Raw genomic sequence first — 19294 nt, 5'->3', positions numbered from 1 at the left:
TGGTTGAAAAAATGTCACTTACTAACTAGATAAAAAATCAACACGCTTGTTACAGCGCCAGCCCGCACAGCGCTGGGTCGACACGAAATAAAAAAGAGGCTGTATCGGAGATACAGCCCCAAGGTCGGGGAGGAAAGGAGCAACCCCTGTACTTCACTCAGTCATGAGTGAAAGCGTTACAAAACACTCAACGGGTACTCGACGATGAAGCGCACTTCGTCGATATCGCCGTCGATCTGGTCGGAAGTGCCGCGATGCGTCGCTTGCCGAACGCGCAACGACAGATCCTTGGCCGGACCTGCTTGCACCACATACTTGGCCTCGATATCGCGTTCCCAATGCTCGCCATCGGCACCGGCAAAGGCACTGTTGGGATCGGTATCCGAGCTGTCGATGCCACTGCCGATGATATAACGCGCCATCAGGCTCAGGCCCTGCACACCATAGCCGGCCATGTCGAGGTCATAGCGCAGTTGCCAGGATTCTTCGCCCGGGGAGTTGAAGTCGGAGTACTGCACCGAGTTGGCCAGGTAGATGCCATCGAAACCGATGTAATCGAAACCGGCCTCGTCATCGATCTGCTGGAAGGCCAGGGTCAGGGCGTGAGCACCGGCGCTGTACTTGCTGGCCAACGACCAATCGGTATTGTCGATCTCACCAGCCAGGCGCTTGCCTTCATCGTCGGTGCGGTAGAGGTTGAGGTCGAAATTCAGCGACCGCTCTGCGCCCAAGTCGAAGGTGTAACCGAGATTGGCGTAGTAGCGGTCCCAGGTATCCTCGACGCGGGAAGCGTACAGGCCCAGGGTCAGGTTGTCGGTCGGTGTGTAGAAGCCCCCCCGCCCAACTGATGGCATCGCCGACATCACTGGCGTACTGGATCAGCAGCTCGTCGTCGGAATTGGTGCTGTCGAACCGGTTCATCGCCGTGAAACGGCCCGCATCCAGGGCCAGGCCCTCGATCTCCTCGCTGGTGAGAACGAAGCCGGTGGCGGTTTCCGGCAGCAGACGGGCGTCGCCAGTGCCGACCACCGGGTTGCCGAAGCGCTGCTCGCCATACTTGAGCACGGTATTCGACCAGCGCAGCTTGACCACCCCGCCCGCCTCGCTCCAGTCCTTCTCGGGCTCGCCATCACTGCCGACCGGGACCAGAAAGGTGCCGGTGCGACCGCCGCCGCTGTCCAGGCGGATGCCGAGGTAGCCATAGGCATCGACCCCAAAACCCACGGGCCCCTGGGTGAAGCCGGACTCGTAGAAGCCCATGATGGCGTAGGCTGTTTCCTCGCGATAACCGTTCTCCTCGCCAGGCTTGTTGGCATTGGTGCCGGCGCCGTTGAAGCCACCATTGCGGAAATCACGGTTGAAATAGAACGCACGGTTTAGCAGGTTGAAACTGCTGTCTTCGATGAAGCCCTGGGCCTCGGATTGCTGACTGGCCAGAGCCGACTGACTGATGGCGGCGGCAACGGCCAGACTGAATAGACTGAGTTGGAACGGGCGTATTGGGTACCCCTCTTGCGTAGGCTATGCGCCACCCCACAGGGTGGACGCTTGTTGTTCTACCAATGCCAGCGCAACTGCTGCTGACCTACTTCGAGTCAGGTACCGAAATTTTGTTACAGCTCAGGATCTATCGAGCGCCAATCGATCCTCATCGCGAAATGCAATCAGCAGCAAGCTGGCGGCGAAGATGATCAGCGAGGGATAGAACAGCGCGTTGCTGTCCGCGAAGACCCAGCCCCAGGGATCGATCACCGACTGCATCACCGCCAGCAGCGAAGCACCGTTGAGCAGCACCTGCACGGGGTAGACCCAACGCCTTGCAAAACCCACGACTACGGCCAGGCCAATGAGCATCTGCAGCACACCCGCCACCTGCAGCGCACTCTCAGCGGCGAGCAAGCCGAAGTAGAACTTGTTGGCCACCGCCATGCCGTGCTCGACGTTGAACACCTTGTCGGCGCCCCAGATGACCAGCAGCCAGCCAAGCGATACGCGCAGCAGCATCAGGGTCCAGATTTTCATTACAACTTCTCCTGGTAACGGCCGGGCTCGTGCCCCGACCATGGTGGTCCACCGCAACCGGGTTGGTCGGGCAGGTATGGGAACTTCATTGCTTGCCGAGATGCCGGTTGATAAACCGGCGGTCGAGGCGGTCTTTCCACCAACCGAGCAGTTCACCCTCGGCGGTAAAACCCGCCCAACTGAGCATGGCTCCGCCCTGGCCGTCGGCCAACAGCGCCAGCGAGCGGCGTTGTGGCAAAAACGGTGTCAAGGGAGAACCGCTGAGTGCTGCGCTCAAGTTAGCAGCCAAAACAGGCCCCTGGCGCACGGCGTACACGCCACTGCGCGGTGTTGCGCTGAGGCTTGCGCAATCGCCGGCGGCAAAAACCTGCGGATGCGAAAGACTCTGCAGCGTCTTGCTCACCGTCACGAAACCGCGTTCATCACAGGCCAGCCCGGATGCGCCAAGCCAGGGCAACGCATTGGCGCCCGTGGCGAGAATTACCCGCCCGCCACGCCAGGCGACCTGGTTGCCGGCCAGCAGCGCATCGCCATCGATTGCATCCACGGCAATACCCTCACGCACCACCACGCCGGCCTCGGCCAGGCGGCGTACCGCCCGTGTGCGTAGCGCTTGCGGGTGGCCGGCCAAGACCTGTGCACTGCTGAGCAAGGTGAGTGCCGGCACCACAGGCGCAAGGGCCAGCGCCAACTCGACTCCGGCGGCACCGCCACCGAGAATGGCCAGCGCTTGCGGCGCTTGCTGCCACCGCTCCCAACCCTTGAGAAAAGCCTCGAAAGGCTTCACCGGCAGTACCTCCAGCGCAGCGCCGGCACCTCGTGGCACCCTGGGTTGCGAACCCAGGTTGAGCGATAGCCAGGTGGCTGAAATGTGCCGGCCATCTGCCAGCTCGACGCTGTTGCTGGCCGGATCCAGGCCAAGCAAACACCCCTGCAGCAGCTCGACATCGACAGCCGTACACAATGCCTGCAACGGGATCCGGCATTCCTCTGGACGGTAGAGGCCCGCCAACAGGCCAGGCAACATGCCCGAGTACCAGGCATGCGGGCCTTCACTGACCAGGCCGATACGCCCCTTCGGCCGTTGCCCGTTCAACCACAGGCGCAGCACGCCCAGATGGGCATGCCCCGCCCCCGCGAGCAATAAATCGAACTGACCACTCACAAGGCTTTCTCGCTCACCTTGAGCGCAGGGAGGGCATCCACCTTGGCGCCGCCCAGGCGCCATTGGTGGAAGCGCGCGACCCAGCGCAGCACCGCTACCGGGGTATGAGCACGCTTCCACTCGCCGGCCACGTATTTGTTGGCTTCGGCCATGGTCGGATAGATATGGATGGTGCCCAGTACCTTGTTCAGGCCATAGCCATGCTTCATCGCCGCAACGTACTCGGCGATCAGCTCGCCGGCATGCTCGCCGACGATGGTCACGCCCAGGATGCGGTCCTTGCCCGGCGAGGTCAGTACCTTGATATAGCCATGAGCGGCCTCGTCGGCGATGGCGCGGTCGAGCTCGTCGATGCCGAAGCGGCTCACTTCATAGGCGATTCCCTGCGTCTTGGCCTCCTGTTCGTTGAGGCCCACGCGGGCCACTTCGGGGTCGGTAAAGGTGGCCCAGGGAATCACGCGGTAGTCCACCTTGAAGCGTTTGAAACCACCGAACAATCCGTTCACGGCGGCAAACCAGGCTTGATGCGCCGAGGTGTGGGTGAACTGATAAGGGCCGGTCACATCGCCCACGGCGAAGATATTGGGGAAGCGCGTGGCCAGGTATTCGTCGACCTCCAGGGTGCCATTAGGGCGCAGCGCCAGTTGCAGCTCCTCGGCGCCGAAGCCCTGGACGTTGGCCACCCGGCCCAGGGCCAGCAGTACCTGATCGAAGGCGATGGCGACCTCGCGGTTATCGGCCAGGTTGAGGCAGACCAATTGGCGCTGCCCCTCGACCACCTCGAAACGCATGGCCTTGTGTTGCAAGCGCAGCGCTACCCCATCGTGGCGCAGGCTGGCCATCACCGCCTCGCTGGCCTCGAGGTCCTCACGCACCAGCAGGCGTTCCGTCATTTCCACCTGGGTCACGGCGCTGCCCAGGCGCTGAAAGGCCTGGGCCAGTTCACAACCGATGGGGCCACCGCCGAGCACCAGCAGGCGCTTGGGTTGCTCGCGCAAGTCCCAGACATTATCCGAGGTCAGCGGCTCAACCAGCTCGATACCAGGGATCTTCGGCACCAGGGGTCGGGCTCCAGTGGCAATCACGATGGCGCGGGTGCTCAGACTCTGGCCGTTGACCTCCACCGTCCACGGCGAGGTGATCTTCGCTTCGCCCTGGATCACTTCCACGCCCAGACCGGTATAGCGCTCGACCGAATCGTGCGGCTCGACGTCCGCCACCACCCGCTGCACGCGCTGCATCACGGCGGAAAAATCCACCTCGGCTGTTACCGGTTTGAAGCCCAACGCCTCGGCCTTCTTCAGTTCATTGGCAAATTTTCCCGAACGCAGCAGCGCCTTGGACGGCACGCAGCCGGTGTTCAGGCAGTCGCCACCCATCCTGTGCTTCTCGATCAGGGTGACCTTGGCTTTCACCGCGGCGGCGATATAAGCCGAGACCAGCCCGCCGGAGCCGGCACCGATCACCAGCATGTTGCGATCGAACACCTTGGGCTTGATCCAGCCGGCGTAGACCTTGCGCGCCTTGAACAGATCCAGCAGTTTGCGCGAGGCAATCGGCATCAAACCGAGCAGGACGAAGGCGCCGAGCAGCCCTGGCGAAAGAATCCCGCCCAGCGAGTCCAGCTGGCCCAACTCACGGCCGGCATTGACGAATACCAGGGTGCCGGGCAGCATGCCCAGCTGGCTGACCCACCAGTAAGTGCGCGCCGGCAACTTGGTCAGGCCCATGGCCAGGTTGATCAGGAAGAACGGGAACACCGGCACCAGGCGCAGGGCGAACAGATAGGACGCCCCTTCCCGCTCGATGCCCTGATCGATACCGGCCAGGCGCTGGCTGAACCTGGCCTGAACCCAGTCACGCAGCAGAAAACGGCTGATCAGCATGGCCAGGGTCGCCCCCAGGGTGGAGGCAAACGACACCAGCAGGGTGCCGCCGAGCAGGCCGAACAAGGCGCCCGCAACCAACGTCAGCAACACCGCGCCAGGCAGCGATAGCGCCGTAGCCACCACATACAGCAGGAAGAACAAGCCACCAGTCAGCAGCGGGTTGGCGGATACCTGTGCATTCAGGGCGGTCTGTTGTGCCTTGAGGGTCGCAAGATTGAGGTACTGGCCCAGGTCGAACAGGAAGAAACCCGCCACCAGCAGCAGAATGATGCCCAGCAGGGCCGCTTTACGCTTGTCCATGTGAATCCTTCCTTAATGATTATCCAGCGCGCCGCCGCAGCTCGAGCCCTGCCCGGCCGTACAGGCGTAGCAGTGATCGCGGGTGACAATAGGGTTGCCTGCCAGGCTCGGTGAGCCGAGCAGGTCGCGCAGATGAGGGCGGTCACGGCCGATCAGGCCGGGCATGACCAGGGGCAATTCGAGCATCTGATTGAAATCGCAGTCGTACAGGTAGCCCTGCCAGTCGACGCTCACCAGGCTTTTGCACATCACCGATTCGAGGTTTTCCGGGCGGTAGCTGTCGCGCAGCAACTGCATATAGCTGTTGAAGGTGCCTTTGCTCACCAGGGTGCTGCCGAAACGGGCGATCGGCTGGTTGGTGATAGTCAGCAGATTGTTGAAATAGATGCCGAAGTCCTCGGCCAGGTGAGCCTTGTAGTCGGCCTCGAGCTGCGCTTGTGGCGGAGGCAGGCTGGCGCCTTGCGGGTTGTACACCAGATTCAGAATCAGCCCGCTGCCATCCAGGCCATAGCCCAGCTTATTGAGCTGTTGCAGGCCTGCGATACTGGCGTCGAACACGCCATCGCCGCGCTGCTTGTCGACGTTATCGCGCGAATAGCACGGCAACGAGGCGCTCACTTCCACGCCTTGCGCGGCGAGAAAATCGGCCAGGTCTGCATAGCCCGGCTCGCTGAGGATGGTCAGGTTGCAGCGATCGATAACGCGCAAGCCTTCGCGCCGGGCGTGGCTGACAAGTTCTCGAAAGCGCGGATGCATCTCGGGCGCACCGCCGGTCAGATCCAGGGTTTGCACCGAATGGGCGTCGATTACCTGATGCAGCAGCGCCAGGCTCTCGTCGGTCATGGCTTCGGTACGGGTGGGCCCGGCGTTGACATGGCAATGCAGGCAACGCTGATTACACAAGTAGGTGAGATTGACCTGCAACGCTTGCAGTTGGCCTCGGGTGATCGCGGGAAAACTCAGCGCGTCGAGCAGGGGTAAAGTGGCATGCATGAGGATTAAAACTCGTGGAGAACTATGCTTTTGAGACGCGAAGCGAGCATTCGTTACGGCGGTTGGGCAACGCCAGGCATTAATCGCCGGCGGGCAAGCGGTGGGCAATGTCGCGCAAACTCTCGAGCGTGACGTTCGGCTCAACCCCCCAAGGGTCGAACGGCGTGCCAGGATCGCGGCGCAACCAGGCGGTGCGCAGGCCGGCATGGGCGGCGCCGAGAATATCGAAAGGATTGGCCGAGACCAGATACACCTGGGCGGCCGGCACGTCGCAACTGCGCACCAGATGGGCATAGACCTGTGGATCGGGCTTGAAGGAATGCACGTCCTCGACGCTCACCACCGCCTCGAAACAGTCGCGAATTGCGGCCCGCTTCAGCAGTCGCTCCACGGCCTCGCGGCTGCCATTGGAGAAGGCATACAAGCGCGTGCCGCGACTGCGCAGCGCGTGCAAGCCGGTCAGCACATCGGGGAAAGCATCGAGGTCGGCATAGGCCTGCATGGCCAGTTCGATCGCCTCTTCACTGATCGTCACCGCGTGCTCGCGACAGGCAAACACCAGGGCTTGCCGGGTACACACCGAGAAATCGCAGTAGTCGCGCATCAGGCCCCGGCGAAAGCTGTACTCCAGCTGCTTCTGTCGCCATAAGCGCGAAACGGCCGGAGCCTTGTCGCCGAGCAGCTCGGTCAGCCTGGCGAGCACGGCCTGGGTATCGATCAGGGTGCCATAGATGTCGAAGGCCACAGCGTTGTTCATGGGAAACTCCTGGTTATGCCGCTCATTTACGGACTAAAAAGTCCAAAATAAGGCAAAAAAATTCAGCGCAAGTTCGCCATCACCAGCTCGATGACTGTAAGCAGATCTTTCTGGGCGATGGCGGACTTGGTCTGAGTGCGCAAACCACTCATGGCGCAGTGCATGTACAGCGCCAAGGCGGCGGGGGATTGTCTATCCGACAACTCGCCGCGGGCCTGGGCCTGTTCGAAGGCGCGCTCGAATACCTGGCGAAAACGCCGTGTGGCCAACTCGATCAAGGGCTGTACGGCAGGGTCAGCGGTGGAGAATTCGTTGGCCACGTTAACCAGCATGCAGCCACGTGGCGTGTCCCGCTGCGCATCGTCGAGCACGGACAGCAAGCAGCCGCGAATAAAGCCCAGCGGCGATTCGGCCTGTTCCAGGCGCTCGCGCATGTGCTTGGCACGGGTGTCGAAATAACGGGTGAAGGCGGCTTCGAACAGGCTCTGCTTGTTGCCGAAACTCTCGTACAGGCTGCTCTTGGACAGCCCGGTGGCCATCACCAGATCCTGCAGGCTGGTGGCTTCATAGCCCTGGCTCCAGAAAAGCTGCATGGCATTTTCCAGGACCAGGTCGGGGTCGAAGTTTCTTGGGCGTCCGCGGTTCATGCTGCGCATTATGGACCGATCATTATTTAATTCACAGCACGGGCGTCCGCAAGCTGTAACAAAACCTCTTGATCGGTATCAGAGTCGGGCAGCCCGGTACAGCTAGCAGGCTGCCTGGATTGACATACGAACCGATAAGTCCAGAATAGACCGAATCACTGAAACACAGCCCACTATCGCTCCACATCTGGCAGCAGGCCCTTCGGCTTCAGATTAAAAGACCAATCAGTCCATATATCGAGGAAAGCACCATGCTCAGCGAATACCAACTGACCCTCCCCGCACTCGACTTGACCAGCACCGACGCCCGCGGCCAGGCCGTCCTGGAGAAGGCCAAGGCGCAGGTCGGCTTTATCCCCAACATGTACTCCAATATGGTCAACTCCCCCGGCCTGCTGGAAACCTACCTGGATGGCTACAGCGCTTTTCGCAACGAATCGGGCTTTACCCCGGCCGAGCAGGAGCTGGTGTTCCTGGTGATCAGCCGCGAGAACGGCTGCGAATACTGTGTGTCGGCGCACAGCGCCCTGGCCGATATGAAGTCCGGCCTGGCGCCTGAGGTCACCGACGCGATCCGCGACGGCACTCCTATCGGGGACGCCAGTCTGGCGGCGCTGGCCGAGTTCACTCGCACCCTGTTCCATACTCGCGGTTTGCCGGCCAACTCGGCGGTCGAGGCCTTTCTGGGTGCGGGTTACAGCGAGCGCCAGATCCTGGAGATCGTCCTGGCGCTGGCGGTGAAAACCCTCAGCAACTATGCCAACCACCTGTTCCATACGCCGCTCGATGAGATGTTCAGCGGGCGCGCCTGGACGCAGAAGTAAAGACACCAACAGCACTGCACCGCGCCTGGGAAAGCCTCAGGTGTGGGCAACGCCAATAACACCCCGCGGGGTGATGTGGGGGAATCATGCTGCTCGATTTGGCCAAACTGACACTCAACATCACCTCCGACTCACTGGCTTTGCGCCTGGTCGCCTCACTGGCATCGCGCACACAGCGCCCTCCTATGAATCAGGCCCAGCGCGCCGCCATAAGCCAGGCACAAGCCATTCGCTACGGCGAACGGGCCACTCATACGGCCTGGTGCTGGGGCGAGGGTCCACTGGTGCTGCTGGTACATGGCTGGAGTGGTCGAGCGGCGCAGATGGCGCCTCTGGCCAGGCAAATTGCCGCGCGCGGTTACCGCGTAGTGGCCCCCGATATCACCGGCCACGGCGACTCCCCTGGCACGCGAACCCAGTGGCATTTCTTTCGTCGCGATCTACTGCAGCTGGTCAACGACCTCGATCAGGACATCCATACCCTGATCGGCCATTCCGCCGGAGCCTTGGCCATGATGGCCGCCCGTCATGCCGGCGAAATAAGGGCCAGCCGCTATACCTGTATTTGCGCGCCCTCCCACCCCTTCCCGCCGATCGAGGTGATCCGGCGCAAGCTGGCCCCGCGACCAGCCGTCATCAGCCGCTATCAGCGATTGATCGCCGAACAACTGGGCGCATCCTGGGAAGATATGCAGGCCGGCACCCTCTACCGCGGGCTAAACGAGAAAACCCTGCTGATCTATGACCAGGACGATCGCATCGTAAATCACAGCGAAGGCGACAGGCTGGTCGGGCTCTCGCCCAGCGCGCAGCTTATGAAAACCCAGGGTTACGGCCACAACAGAATCCTTGCTGCGCCCGAGGTAATGGAGGCACTGAATCGGTTTGTCGACCTTTAACGCAAAGGGACTTAAGTCCATCAGTCACGCTGGGCAGCGCCGATAGATCCATATTACCAAAGCCGGCGAGTAAGGCTTTGTCCGGCCCTAGAGCCATAACTGCAGCTCCATGAGGAATTCCAAGCATGCTGGCAAAACTCATCATCACCTTCGGCGCGCTGCTCTATGGGCTTGGCGTACCCCTACTGGAAATCAATCAGACCCATGTGTTCAATCCGCAATGGGAGCCCCACATGCGCCTGCACGAAGTGTGGCAACTGGCGACAAACTCAGCCCTGGCATTGCTGGCGCTGTGGCTCGCCTGGGCGCGCAATAACATCAGTTTTGTTGCCGGTGCTGTTTCAAGTCGCCTTGACGCTGTTGCTGTTCATTCGCCTGGGTGCGGTGAAGTCCCGCGCCGTGCGCCTCGGCGAAGTCGATGAACGTCGCCGTGCCTTGCACAAGGACGCCTGGCCCGACTACGTGCTCAAAGTCGCCAACAATATCGACAACCAGTTCGAGACCCCCGTGTTGTTCTACGTCCTGTCATTCATGGCGTGGGCGAACGACGGGGTCGACTGGCTGCTGTTGTCCCTCTGCTGGGCCTTTGTCGGCACCCGCCTGGTACATTCCTACATCCATGTAGGCGCCAACCTGGTCGCGCGGCGCAGGAAGGTATTCACGGGCGGCGTACTCATCCTGGTGCTGTTCACCGCGCTCAATCTGCGTCCTTTTCTCGCGCTGTAACAAAGCGCAGTCGCATTCATCCTAGGCAAAGGTAGCGTTCATATCCGGTTATTCGAGAGGTAGCGCCATGAGTCAGATCACCTTGTACACCAGTCAGCACTGCCCTTACTGCCGCATGGCCGAGCAGTTGCTGGCACGTCGTGACGCCGGCCCGCTGAGCAGAATCAGGGTCGATCTGGATCCCCAGGCCCTGCGCGCGATGATCGACAAGACGGGCCGCAGGACGGTGCCGCAGATCTTCATCGGCGCACGGCATGTCGGCGGCTACGACGACCTGGCCAGACTCGATAGCGCTGGCGAACTGGCGACGTTGCTGGCTGATTGCTAGACGGAGCAGCCCATGCGCCAACTACTGCAGCCACGCACCCTTTGCCAGGCCCTGGCGCTGTCTCTGTGCATCAGCGGTGCGGCCCTGGCCGTTCCGCCGCAGGGGCCGGCCCGCCTGCTGTCTACCAGTCACGAGGCGTATGCAAACGCAATGCTGTCCGGCGGCCCCGGCAAGGACGGCATTCCGGCCATCGACAGCCCGCGCTTCAGCGACGCGGCAAGCGCGAATGGCTTTCTCGATCCCCAGGACATCGTCTTCGGCGTCTTCCACCAGGGCCAGGCACGCGCCTATCCGCAGCGCATCCTGGTCTGGCACGAGATCGTCAACGACAGCCTGGGCGAGGATGGCCTGAGCATCACCTACTGCCCGCTCACCGCCACCGCCGTCGGCTTCAAGCGCGGCGCTACCAGCCTCGGCGTTTCCGGCAAGCTGCTCAACAGCAACGTGGTGATGTACGACCGCGCCAGCGACAGCCATTGGTCGCAGATCGCCGGCGTGGCCATCGACGGGCCGGCCAAGGGCCGCAGCCTGGAGGAAGTGCGGGTGGTCTGGACCACCTGGGCCAGGTGGCAGGCACGCCATGCGCAGACCCAGGTGCTGACCCGGGCAACCGGCGCCCTGCGCAACTACAACCGCGACCCCTACGGCAGCTACCTGCCACTGCAGGGCTACTATGCCGACCCCGGCGTGATGTTCCCGGTCATGCACCAGGACAGCCGCCTGCCGGCCAAGCGGATGATCCTCGGTTTTCGCACCGAGCGGGTGGCCATCGCCGTCGACAGGGCGCACCTGCGCGAACAGGCTGTGCTGCGCTACCGCCATGGCGACGAGCACTTTCTGATCATCCGGGACGAGCAACTGGATAGCGGCTGGGTCTACCGCTCCGACACGCCGATCGAGCTGGATCCGGCCAGCCTGCGCTTTACCGCTGCGGGGCCGCAGGCTGCCGATCTCGAAGGCCTGGAGTCGCTCAACGCCTTCGACGCCATGTGGTTCGCCTGGTACGCCTTCTACCCGCAAACGGTGCTGCTCGATGGCTCGCCACAGCCCTGACAGACTGCTGATCGGCTGCCTTACCGTGCTCTATGGCCTGCTCTACCTGTATGCCATCGGCGATCTGGACATTGCTCGGACCGGCTGGAACTGGCAGGCCCTGGACTGGCAATGGCAGCGCCTATGGGCGCGCCGCGGGCCTTGGTACTTCGAGGCCGTGGCCATGCTCGAGATGGGCGTGCTGGTGCTGCTGATCAGCCCGGCCAATCTGGCCTTGGCCGGGCTGCTGGCGCTCCTGCTGGCGCTCAATCTGCACGGCGCCCTGGCGCTACGTGCCAACGCCCAGTGCTCGTTGTCCCAGGGCGCCGCGTCGAGTGCCGGATTGTGGCCGGCGCTGCTCGCCGGCGGCGCCTGTTGCGCCCCCAGTCTGCTGCTGGTTTTGGGCATTCCGGGGCTGGGCGCCTTCGTCGGCCTGTTCGCCTGGCTGCTGCCGCTGTCCCTGCTGCTGCTGGTGCTGAGCCGCTGCTGGCAACGGCGCCGCGGCGCACCCCGGGTGTTGCGGTTGCTTTGAGAGGTTGTGAAAAAGCTCCCACCGACTGCGTCCGCCTCTCGACGGCGCTCGATTTTTCACAACATCCGATTGCCAGCCCGCGGCGGAGCGTTCCGACCAGCGGCAGCTAAAAGCACAGTGCGATCGGCACAGCACCTGTAATAAAGCGCCTCGCCAGCTATCCAATTCATGGGTAACGCATCTGTGGAGGATGACGCCATGAAATCGATACTGGGTATGACGGCCCTGGCCGCACTGATGATGGGTCCTGCGGTGGCTACGGTACAGGCTGACGAAGTGAACGGGCCTTGGCCACGTGACGGCGCGCAGCTGTTGCTGGCCGAAGGTGGCAGCGACCGGCTGGCCGATTTTTTCCTGCGGCGCGAGTCGCTCGCTGAGAATCGCTCCAGCCGGGACTCCGGCGAGCGCTTTGTGCAAATGGTCGAGGAGCAACCCACCGCCGCCGGTCCTGAGCGCGAGCAGCAGACGCAACGGAGCGAAAAGTCGGAACCCGGCATTCTGAGGGACCGGGCACTCTACGGTCCTCACTGACGGCGCAGGTTTTGCGTGCTAAAGCCTCCCCGGGGAGATGCCCATAGCCTGGGTATCTCCCCTTTCTTTTCCGCTCACGGGGAACACCCGGCGGCAACACCGCCGTGCGGAGTTCTTCCGTTCCTTGTCCCGGCCGTTGCGCTATCCCGGCTTGCTCGGCGAGCATGCCGTGCTGCACAAGCCCCAGGGAGACTGGAGCACGAGGACGCTCAACCGCCGGTGCTGGCCATGATCCGCAGCAGTTTTTCCGGCGCCTCGCGGAATTCGTGCTGGCGCGGCTTGCGGTACAGGGCAGCGCGTATCTGCGCGGCTAAGCGCTCCGAGCAGCGCTGCTAGAAGCGTATTGCGCTCGGCACGACACCTGTAACAAAGCGCCTCGCCAGTCATCCTAATGATGCATACCGCATCTTTAGAGGATGACACCATGAAAACGCTACTGAGTATGACGGCACTGGCCGCACTGATGATGGGCGCAGCCGTGACCACGGTGCAGGCCGAAGGTGGCAGTGACCGGCTGATGGACTACCGCCTGGAGCAACAGGCCGTGGTGAATAATCGCTCCAACCAGGACTCCGGTGAGCGTTTTGTGCAGATGATCAAGGAGCAGCCCACTGCCGCCGGCCCTGAACGCGAGCAACAACCACAACGGATCGAAAAGTCGGAACCCGGCATTCTGAAGAACCGGGTGCTCTTTGGCCCTCACTGATGGCGTACACCTTGCGTTATCAAGCATCGGGGGAATGCCGGCAACACCGACATCTCTCCCGCAACGAGGGCTTGGTTCGGCGCACAGCCTGATGCCGCCGGCCATATCTGGCAGGCAGCACGCCAAGCCAGGTTACTCGACAGTCGGTCACGTCTACGGCCGCTGGGTCGCCTCCTGACAGGTCGCGGACTCCGCTCCGTCAACGTTCGACAGCCTCCTAGACACCACGCTCAAGACCTTGCCGGTCGCCACCTGTGTATGCGGCTATTGCCGAAATCGACCGCGAACAGAACGCAGCAACCGTTCGGGCGATCCGGTGAAGATAGGCCCTGGCGCCAACTCCAGGATCAAGCCTGGTTTGCCTTGCGCGCAGCAGCCCGGGCCCAGGCCAGCGCGACTGTTGGCAGCAGCAACCATTGCAGCAGCGGCGAGACGCCGAGGGCAACGATCGGCGTCAGCGGCATCCAGTCGGAGTAGGCCCAACTCATCCGCACCGCCGTGTTGAACCACTCGCTGAACGCCGTATACACGAGACCAAAACCGACCGCGACGGCCCCTACCCGTCCCCAACGCCAGCGCTCGAGCGGGCCGGCGCGGGTGACGAGCAGCGCGACGAGCAGGGCCAGGACACCAATCAGCATGTCCCCCAGCGCGCAGTGGATGACGGCGTAGGCGATGGATGCGGGCGACGCCTGCGTCCACAGGGTATAGAGCGGCAGCTGGGCGAGTTCCCAGAGCAGGCTGAGGGGCGCGAATACGACCAGGTAGCGCACCAAGACCAAGCGCCAGACGCGCGGATCCTCATGCCAGAGACGTGCTCTATCTATCATCATCGGTCGAACTACTTGTGTCAGCGCGGCAAGCTAGCGCCCGTCGTGCCAGGCAGCGCTGGGAGATTGTGAAAAACTCCCGTCTACTGCGACCGCCTCGCGACGGCGCTCGATATTTTCCCAACCTCTGAGCACAGGTACTGGGGACCAATTAACGCCCCACTCTGGTCATCAGTACTATCTCGCCCAGCCGAGGCAGCTCCACCTTGGCAGTGTCACCACCATGAACTCATAGCATGAACTCGACCAAGGTCTATTTTTGCGCTTTCTGCCATTCAAACTTCATGAAGGGCTTATCAACCGGTGTCTTCGCAATATGGTTGATGTAATTGCTCATGATTTTCTGGGATAGGCCAAGAATCACTTCCAGTACATGACGCTGCTCATAGCCGGCGGCATAGAAGGCTTGCAAGTCTGCATCGGCGACCTCACCGCGGTTGCGCAGTACTACTAGGGTAAAACTGCGCAGCGCTTCCAGTCGCTCGTTGGATAACGGCGTTTCATCACGCAATGGATTAGTCACGTCGTCCGATACCTTCATCGATTTGGCGATGCCGGTATGTGCGGGCACACAATAATTACAACCATGCTCCACATTGATGCTCTGCCACACCACGGTTTGCTCATCGGCGTCGAAACTGCTGTCGAGAAACAGTGCATGCAACTTCTTGTACGCGTCCAGCACGCCAGGTGCCTCGGCCATTACGGCATGCAAACCTGGGATCATGCCAAAGCTGTTCATGGAATCTTCCAGGAGTGGCTTGGCTGCCTGCGGTGCTGAAGACTGGTCGTGCAGTTTAAAGCTCTTCATGAAAATCGCCTCTGCGCGTGTTGAGCGATTGCTCAACAATAGCGCCCAGGCTACCTATATTTGAGTGGTCACTCAAGCTATAGTTGAGTGACCACTCAAACTAAGCGCCTGCCGAAACCCGAGTCGACGGCACCACGCGAGCTGAAACCCTATGCCTAGAGTCGCAAAATATGATCGCCACACGGCACTGAACAGGGCTGTCGCGCTGTTCTGGGAGCGCGGTTACTTCGCCTCATCGCTGAAGCATATCGAGCAGGCACTGGACATGCGTCCCGGCAGCCTCTATGCCACCTTCGGCAGCAAAAGCGGGTTGTTCGCCGAAGCACTGGATCTGTACGCCAGTCAAATGGGGGAAGACTTGCAGAGCCAGATCGATGCACATCCGTCTTTACTGGCGGCGCTCAAAGCCTATTTTCAGGCATTGGCCAATAGGGGTTGTACGCCGGAATCCCAGAAATTTCCGTCAGCCCAGCTCCAGTCCCGCCACGAGCGCATCCAGGTCGATGAACTTGCCGTCAGTCTGGAAGGTGTAATGCCCGTTCAGCAGGATGTGCCGCCAGGCCGCTGGCGACATCTGCGTGATCAACGCCAGCGCCTTGGCATTGCCAGCTGCCTCGTACTTCGTCAGCAGCAGGGACAGGATCGCCGAGTTGTAGAAGATGATCGCGTTGCCGATCAGCCTGGCGCACTGGTTGCTGATCTCGATTTCGATGTCGGTGCGGCCGGTCAATTCCTTCTTCCCACCGACTTGGGCGATGGTCGAGCGTAGCTGGTGATAGGACTCAATGCGGTTCTGCGAGCGGTGAACATTACGCTCCAGTTGCGGGTCGCGCAGGTAGCGCAGTGTGTAGATACTGCGGATGAGCTTGTCGAACTCGAAGATTGCGCGCCGCGTCGGGTTCGGCGCCGTATAGGTGCACAGCTTGCGGATCAGCGTGCCCTGCGTCATTTCCTTCAGGCCCAGTGTGGCGACGATTCGGTCGATGTTCGCCTTCTCACCGACGATGAGTTGCCGGTCGATCTGGCCAGCCGGCCGGATCAGGCATTTCTCGTACAATGCCAGATCATCGGCGCAATACAGCTCCTGCAACTGGTCGTCGAGGTCGGTGAAGCGCGGCTCGAAACGAAGTCCGAACCAGTGCAGGATGGCGAAGTTGGCCTTGTTGATGCTGTGCATGTCGCCGGTGATCGCGCTCGGCACGATGTCCGACGTGTTGCGGTACCAGATGTCGAACACGTGGTGAGCCTCGTACTCGTGTGCGCCTATCAGGTAGCCGTTCAACGGCACGTGATTGCACAGCAGCGTGTAGGCGACGACGCCCTTGCCGCGGCCGAAATATTTGCGCGAGTAGCGCGCCTTCACAGTTGGTCGCTCGACGCCGAATTTCTGCCCATCAACGGCACCGTACAACGAATCGAGGTCGAACGAGTAATGCGGGAAGATCGGCAGTGCGGCGATGGCGTTGCTGATGCAATCGTTGGCCACATGTAGCGTCGCCTGGCGCAGGTACTGCTGGTAGGTACTCTCCAGGACGTGGTACGGGATGTCGCTGGTACGTGCCATAACCTGGTTGCCGTGGTTCATGGCTTGGGCAATGATCACCGCCATCAGACTGTCGGCGTCGGCTACCTTCTTCGCATAGCGTGGCTGCAATGGTGTCAGCGCCGACAGGAACTGGCACTGGCCGTTGACGAAGCGAAACACGTCGGCGACATCGCAGTATGGCAGTTGCTCGTAGAGAGCTTGCTCGCGCGCCTTCTGGTTCTCCCCCTTGGGCTTGCGCCAGGTCAGTCTCTGCGTGTCCTTGTCGTATTCCAGGTGCGTCAGCTTGCCCTGTTTCAGCTCGCGATTGAACGCCACCCATTGCGCACGCAACTCGGCCGCCAGTGCATCGAGCTGGGCACTGACCGGCTGCCGCAGGAAGGGGATGTCCATCTGCGCGAGCACGGCGGCTTTCTCGTCCATCGAAACCAACTCGTCGGACAAATGCCGGTGCTGCAAGCTGTCGTCAATGTAGAGCTCGCCCGCCTGGAAGCGTTTCCTGACCTGACGGTAAAGCCAGAATTCGTAACGATCGGCATGCAGGCCTGTCGGCGTGCCTTCGGCATCGAACATCAGCAGGTACGGACGCAAGCGTTTCGGCAGCGTTGCCGCCGGACATTCGTCGAGTGGCCGTTGTGATAGGCGCTGCTGCTTGGCGAACACGCTCTTGGCCCAAGTCAGCGCCGCGAGCCATGGGTTATCGGGGGCCGTGCCGGCGAAGTCGAGCGCGACGTACAGCGGCCGTAGATGGCGTCGAATGCGTTCGGCCAGGCCGTCCACCGCCTGCCAGTGCAGCGCCAGTTTGTTCAGTGGCTTGACGCTCATGCGCTGCGCCGTGTTTTGCAGCAATTCCCTGGACATGATTTTGTAGGCGCGTTGGCGCACCTCGCCGAACGGCGTCGGATCGGCCACGCTGTCGTCCACGTACAGCGACAGCAGGCGGCCAACCTGCGGCGTTTCCTGATGGCGTCGCAGCTGTTCGGCGACAAAGGACTGTTTCGCACCCGTGCGGCTCTCGTCCTCAAGTTTTTTCATGTGGAAGGCCATCGCGTCGACCAGGTTGTCGGTGAGCTGCCGGTAACGTACCCAGGCATAGCACAGCAGGTAGAGCCGGGTCTGCTCCGCCTTCAGGTGGCGCAGGTCATGGACGGTATAGAAGTTCGCCAGGCTCGCGTAGTACAGCAGGTTCTGCTGCGAGATGCCGAGCTTGGGCAGCAGCGCCTTGGCGATCCCGTGCAAGGACTTCAGCGTGGCGCGCTTCTCGCGCTCCCCTGCCATCTGACGCCAGCCGAAATCTTTAGCGTCCTGCTTGAGCGCTGCCAGTTGAGACAGGGTGTCGTCACGCACCAGGAGCTGGCCCAGCGCAGCTTTGGCCGATTCGTCCAACACTTCTGCCAGCAAGCCGCCCAAGCGCCTGCGTTCGGTGGACAGGGCTTCACTGACCAGCTCTTGTAAGGTGGTGTGGCCGGGCCGGATGATTTTGTGCTCGCTGAGCCAAACGATCAGTTCGGCGGCCACGAATCCTGGCATTACGTCGCGCCGCACGATCTGTTCAGCCTGCTGTGCCAGTTGCGGCAGGAAGCTAGCCGCCCACGACCGGTAGCCGAACAGTTCGGCGATCTGACCCCTCTGGCTGTAGTGCTCATGCTTGGTGATCGCCTTGCGTTCGAACGCTTCGCCGTGGAAATAGCGACTCAGCACGAAGGCGCAATCGTCCTCGACCTCATGCCAATCGAAGCGGAAGAAAGCATGCTTGGCCTTGAAGTAGCCGATCTGCAAGACGCAATAGACTTGGGCCTGCAGGCTAGGCCGGCTGCTGGCGAACGCCAGTTCAGATTCGGCCAACGCCAGGTATTCCAGCCGCTGAGCATCGTCGAAGTCCGGTAGGCGGTACAAGGCTTCCTGCTCTGCGTCAGAAAAGACGGTGAGTAGCTTATTCTTGTTGCTCATCGACCGTCCTTCCCGCACCACGCCAACCTGCTCGCGTCAATGTTTCGATCAACGTAGTGCGCTTGACATTGAAGTTGCGGCACACCGCCGCCTTAGACATGCCGCCATCGAGCGCGGCGACGATGGCGTCCAGCTTCTCACCAGTGATCGCCTGCGGCCGGCCGCCGATCCGGCCGCGTTTGCGTGCGGCGGCCAAGCCCGCGACGACGCGCTCCTGAATCAAGGCGCGCTCGTACTGCGCGAGCGCACCGAACACCTGGAACAGGAATTCGCCCGAGGGCGTCGTAGTGTCCAGGTTCTCTGTCAGCGAGCGGAACGCCACCCGCTTGTCCTTGAGCGAAGTCACAATGGCGAGCAGGTGCGACAGCGAGCGACCGAGCCGGTCGAGTTTCCACACCACCAGCACATCGCCGGCTCGAACGAACTCAAGCGCCCGCGCCAAGCCGGCACGGTCATCCTTCGCGCCAGAGGCACGATCCTCAAACAGGTGACGCGGATCGACGCCGGCGGCGAGCAGCGCGTCGCGCTGCAAGTCCGTGCTCTGGCGGTCGGAGTCCGACGACACGCGCATGTAGCCAACCAACATAGGCGGATAACCATCAAAAACAGGTTTCCGCATAATAGTGAATAGCGATAGAGTTTTCCGTACATTTTTGAGGGGGTGTTGCACAGGTAGCACAGCTGTCGTTTTCAGAAGACGGCTGCACTGAACGTCAGAAGCCGACTGCACTATAGCAGCGGAGGGGTTGGATCCATCAGGCAACGACGGGCTGCTGCCGGCCAATAGCCGACAATGACGACACTGGAAA

Annotated in this window: 19 protein-coding genes and 2 pseudogenes; 10 read left to right on the top strand and 11 right to left on the bottom strand. The window is 61.7% G+C overall.

Annotated elements, in window-relative coordinates; genetic code table 11:
* Positions 1-176 precede the first annotated feature (176 nt).
* From BHD08_RS21755 to BHD08_RS21725, 7 genes and pseudogenes are all read right to left on the bottom strand, one after another.
* Positions 177-1500, bottom strand: a pseudogene (locus tag BHD08_RS21755) (OprD family porin).
* A gap of 120 nt (positions 1501-1620) precedes the next feature.
* Entirely contained in the window at positions 1621-2022 is a 402-nt protein-coding gene (locus BHD08_RS21750; RefSeq protein ID WP_160128685.1) for a DoxX family membrane protein, read from the bottom strand.
* Positions 2023-2107: 85 nt separating this feature from the next.
* Positions 2108-3187, bottom strand: coding sequence for an FAD-dependent oxidoreductase (locus BHD08_RS21745; protein ID WP_256678752.1), 1080 nt, complete (start codon positions 3185-3187; stop codon positions 2108-2110).
* A complete protein-coding gene (locus BHD08_RS21740) occupies positions 3184-5376 on the bottom strand; it encodes an FAD-dependent oxidoreductase (RefSeq protein WP_125024912.1) in 2193 nt (730 codons plus the stop codon). Before BHD08_RS21740 ends, BHD08_RS21745 begins: the two co-directional genes overlap by 4 nt.
* Positions 5377-5388: 12 nt before the next feature.
* Positions 5389-6369 (bottom strand): arsenosugar biosynthesis radical SAM (seleno)protein ArsS, encoded by a 981-nt coding sequence (gene arsS / locus BHD08_RS21735; RefSeq protein WP_125024910.1) that lies wholly within the window; start codon positions 6367-6369, stop codon positions 5389-5391.
* A gap of 79 nt (positions 6370-6448) precedes the next feature.
* Entirely contained in the window at positions 6449-7126 is a 678-nt protein-coding gene (locus BHD08_RS21730; protein WP_125024908.1) for a haloacid dehalogenase type II, read from the bottom strand.
* A gap of 62 nt (positions 7127-7188) precedes the next feature.
* Positions 7189-7719, bottom strand: a complete 531-nt coding sequence (locus tag BHD08_RS21725; RefSeq protein WP_256678751.1) for a TetR/AcrR family transcriptional regulator — start codon at positions 7717-7719, stop codon at positions 7189-7191.
* A 305-nt stretch (positions 7720-8024) separates the two neighbouring features.
* On the opposite strand from BHD08_RS21725, the gene BHD08_RS21720 reads away from it, so the two are divergent.
* The 9 genes from BHD08_RS21720 (at position 8025) to BHD08_RS21685 (ending at position 13351) form a co-directional block, all read left to right on the top strand.
* A complete protein-coding gene (locus tag BHD08_RS21720) occupies positions 8025-8597 on the top strand; it encodes a carboxymuconolactone decarboxylase family protein (RefSeq protein ID WP_125024906.1) in 573 nt (190 codons plus the stop codon).
* 86 nt (positions 8598-8683) lie between these two features.
* Entirely contained in the window at positions 8684-9496 is an 813-nt protein-coding gene (locus BHD08_RS21715; RefSeq protein WP_125024904.1) for an alpha/beta hydrolase, read from the top strand.
* Positions 9497-9621: 125 nt separating this feature from the next.
* On the top strand, positions 9622-9918 hold the full coding sequence (locus BHD08_RS22990) for a hypothetical protein (protein WP_160128683.1): 297 nt from the start codon (positions 9622-9624) through the stop codon (positions 9916-9918).
* A complete protein-coding gene (locus BHD08_RS21710; protein ID WP_160128680.1) occupies positions 9848-10222 on the top strand; it encodes an MAPEG family protein in 375 nt (124 codons plus the stop codon). The genes BHD08_RS22990 and BHD08_RS21710 overlap by 71 nt, the downstream gene beginning before the upstream one ends.
* Before the next feature lie 67 nt (positions 10223-10289).
* The gene (gene grxC, locus BHD08_RS21705) at positions 10290-10550 is read left to right on the top strand and encodes a glutaredoxin 3 (RefSeq protein ID WP_125024900.1); all 261 of its coding nucleotides are present in this window, start codon (positions 10290-10292) and stop codon (positions 10548-10550) included.
* Between the two features lie 12 nt (positions 10551-10562).
* A complete protein-coding gene (locus BHD08_RS21700) occupies positions 10563-11603 on the top strand; it encodes a DUF3179 domain-containing protein (protein ID WP_125024898.1) in 1041 nt (346 codons plus the stop codon).
* Positions 11584-12114: a hypothetical protein gene (locus tag BHD08_RS21695; RefSeq protein ID WP_125024895.1), complete on the top strand. Its 531-nt coding sequence runs from the start codon at positions 11584-11586 to the stop codon at positions 12112-12114. Before BHD08_RS21700 ends, BHD08_RS21695 begins: the two co-directional genes overlap by 20 nt.
* 198 nt (positions 12115-12312) lie before the next feature.
* Entirely contained in the window at positions 12313-12645 is a 333-nt protein-coding gene (locus BHD08_RS21690) for a hypothetical protein (RefSeq protein WP_125024893.1), read from the top strand.
* A gap of 424 nt (positions 12646-13069) precedes the next feature.
* Positions 13070-13351 (top strand): hypothetical protein, encoded by a 282-nt coding sequence (locus tag BHD08_RS21685; protein ID WP_125024891.1) that lies wholly within the window; start codon positions 13070-13072, stop codon positions 13349-13351.
* A 347-nt stretch (positions 13352-13698) separates the two neighbouring features.
* Here BHD08_RS21685 and BHD08_RS21680 read toward each other — a convergent pair whose 3' ends face one another.
* Both BHD08_RS21680 and BHD08_RS21675 read right to left on the bottom strand, forming a co-directional pair.
* Positions 13699-14127, bottom strand: a complete 429-nt coding sequence (locus tag BHD08_RS21680) for a hypothetical protein (RefSeq protein ID WP_218567513.1) — start codon at positions 14125-14127, stop codon at positions 13699-13701.
* A gap of 307 nt (positions 14128-14434) precedes the next feature.
* Positions 14435-14992 (bottom strand): carboxymuconolactone decarboxylase family protein, encoded by a 558-nt coding sequence (locus tag BHD08_RS21675; RefSeq protein WP_125024889.1) that lies wholly within the window; start codon positions 14990-14992, stop codon positions 14435-14437.
* Between the two features lie 151 nt (positions 14993-15143).
* On the opposite strand from BHD08_RS21675, the pseudogene BHD08_RS21670 reads away from it, so the two are divergent.
* Positions 15144-15257 (top strand): annotated as a pseudogene (locus tag BHD08_RS21670) (TetR/AcrR family transcriptional regulator); the annotation flags it as partial.
* Between the two features lie 198 nt (positions 15258-15455).
* Here the strand turns inward: BHD08_RS21670 and BHD08_RS21665 are convergent.
* Together BHD08_RS21665 and BHD08_RS21660 are read right to left on the bottom strand one after the other, a co-directional pair.
* On the bottom strand, positions 15456-18485 hold the full coding sequence (locus BHD08_RS21665; protein WP_010465834.1) for a Tn3 family transposase: 3030 nt from the start codon (positions 18483-18485) through the stop codon (positions 15456-15458).
* The gene (locus tag BHD08_RS21660) at positions 18469-19071 is read right to left on the bottom strand and encodes a recombinase family protein (protein ID WP_010465829.1); all 603 of its coding nucleotides are present in this window, start codon (positions 19069-19071) and stop codon (positions 18469-18471) included. Before BHD08_RS21660 ends, BHD08_RS21665 begins: the two co-directional genes overlap by 17 nt.
* Positions 19072-19294: the final 223 nt, after the last annotated feature.

The organism is Pseudomonas sp. SCT (assembly GCF_003864275.1).
In the GTDB taxonomy this organism is placed as follows: domain Bacteria; phylum Pseudomonadota; class Gammaproteobacteria; order Pseudomonadales; family Pseudomonadaceae; genus Stutzerimonas; species Stutzerimonas stutzeri_AE.
Note: the sequence above shows the minus strand (reverse complement) of the source record. Positions and strands in the feature narration are given on the sequence as shown.

What these genes read in the sequence shown, in the direction of transcription:
- BHD08_RS21695 (WP_125024895.1), top strand. Translation starts at nt 11,584, where the DNA reads ATGGCTCGCCACAGCCCTGACAGACTGCTGATCGGCTGCCTTACCGTG.
- BHD08_RS22990 (WP_160128683.1), top strand. Translation starts at nt 9,622, where the DNA reads ATGCTGGCAAAACTCATCATCACCTTCGGCGCGCTGCTCTATGGGCTT.
- BHD08_RS21690 (WP_125024893.1), top strand. Translation starts at nt 12,313, where the DNA reads ATGAAATCGATACTGGGTATGACGGCCCTGGCCGCACTGATGATGGGT.
- BHD08_RS21685 (WP_125024891.1), top strand. Translation starts at nt 13,070, where the DNA reads ATGAAAACGCTACTGAGTATGACGGCACTGGCCGCACTGATGATGGGC.
- BHD08_RS21740 (WP_125024912.1), bottom strand. Translation starts at nt 5,376, where the DNA reads ATGGACAAGCGTAAAGCGGCCCTGCTGGGCATCATTCTGCTGCTGGTG.
- BHD08_RS21750 (WP_160128685.1), bottom strand. Translation starts at nt 2,022, where the DNA reads ATGAAAATCTGGACCCTGATGCTGCTGCGCGTATCGCTTGGCTGGCTG.
- grxC (WP_125024900.1), top strand. Translation starts at nt 10,290, where the DNA reads ATGAGTCAGATCACCTTGTACACCAGTCAGCACTGCCCTTACTGCCGC.
- BHD08_RS21675 (WP_125024889.1), bottom strand. Translation starts at nt 14,992, where the DNA reads ATGAAGAGCTTTAAACTGCACGACCAGTCTTCAGCACCGCAGGCAGCC.
- BHD08_RS21660 (WP_010465829.1), bottom strand. Translation starts at nt 19,071, where the DNA reads ATGTTGGTTGGCTACATGCGCGTGTCGTCGGACTCCGACCGCCAGAGC.
- arsS (WP_125024910.1), bottom strand. Translation starts at nt 6,369, where the DNA reads ATGCATGCCACTTTACCCCTGCTCGACGCGCTGAGTTTTCCCGCGATC.
- BHD08_RS21720 (WP_125024906.1), top strand. Translation starts at nt 8,025, where the DNA reads ATGCTCAGCGAATACCAACTGACCCTCCCCGCACTCGACTTGACCAGC.
- BHD08_RS21700 (WP_125024898.1), top strand. Translation starts at nt 10,563, where the DNA reads ATGCGCCAACTACTGCAGCCACGCACCCTTTGCCAGGCCCTGGCGCTG.
- BHD08_RS21725 (WP_256678751.1), bottom strand. Translation starts at nt 7,719, where the DNA reads ATGCAGCTTTTCTGGAGCCAGGGCTATGAAGCCACCAGCCTGCAGGAT.
- BHD08_RS21665 (WP_010465834.1), bottom strand. Translation starts at nt 18,485, where the DNA reads ATGAGCAACAAGAATAAGCTACTCACCGTCTTTTCTGACGCAGAGCAG.
- BHD08_RS21715 (WP_125024904.1), top strand. Translation starts at nt 8,684, where the DNA reads ATGCTGCTCGATTTGGCCAAACTGACACTCAACATCACCTCCGACTCA.
- BHD08_RS21730 (WP_125024908.1), bottom strand. Translation starts at nt 7,126, where the DNA reads ATGAACAACGCTGTGGCCTTCGACATCTATGGCACCCTGATCGATACC.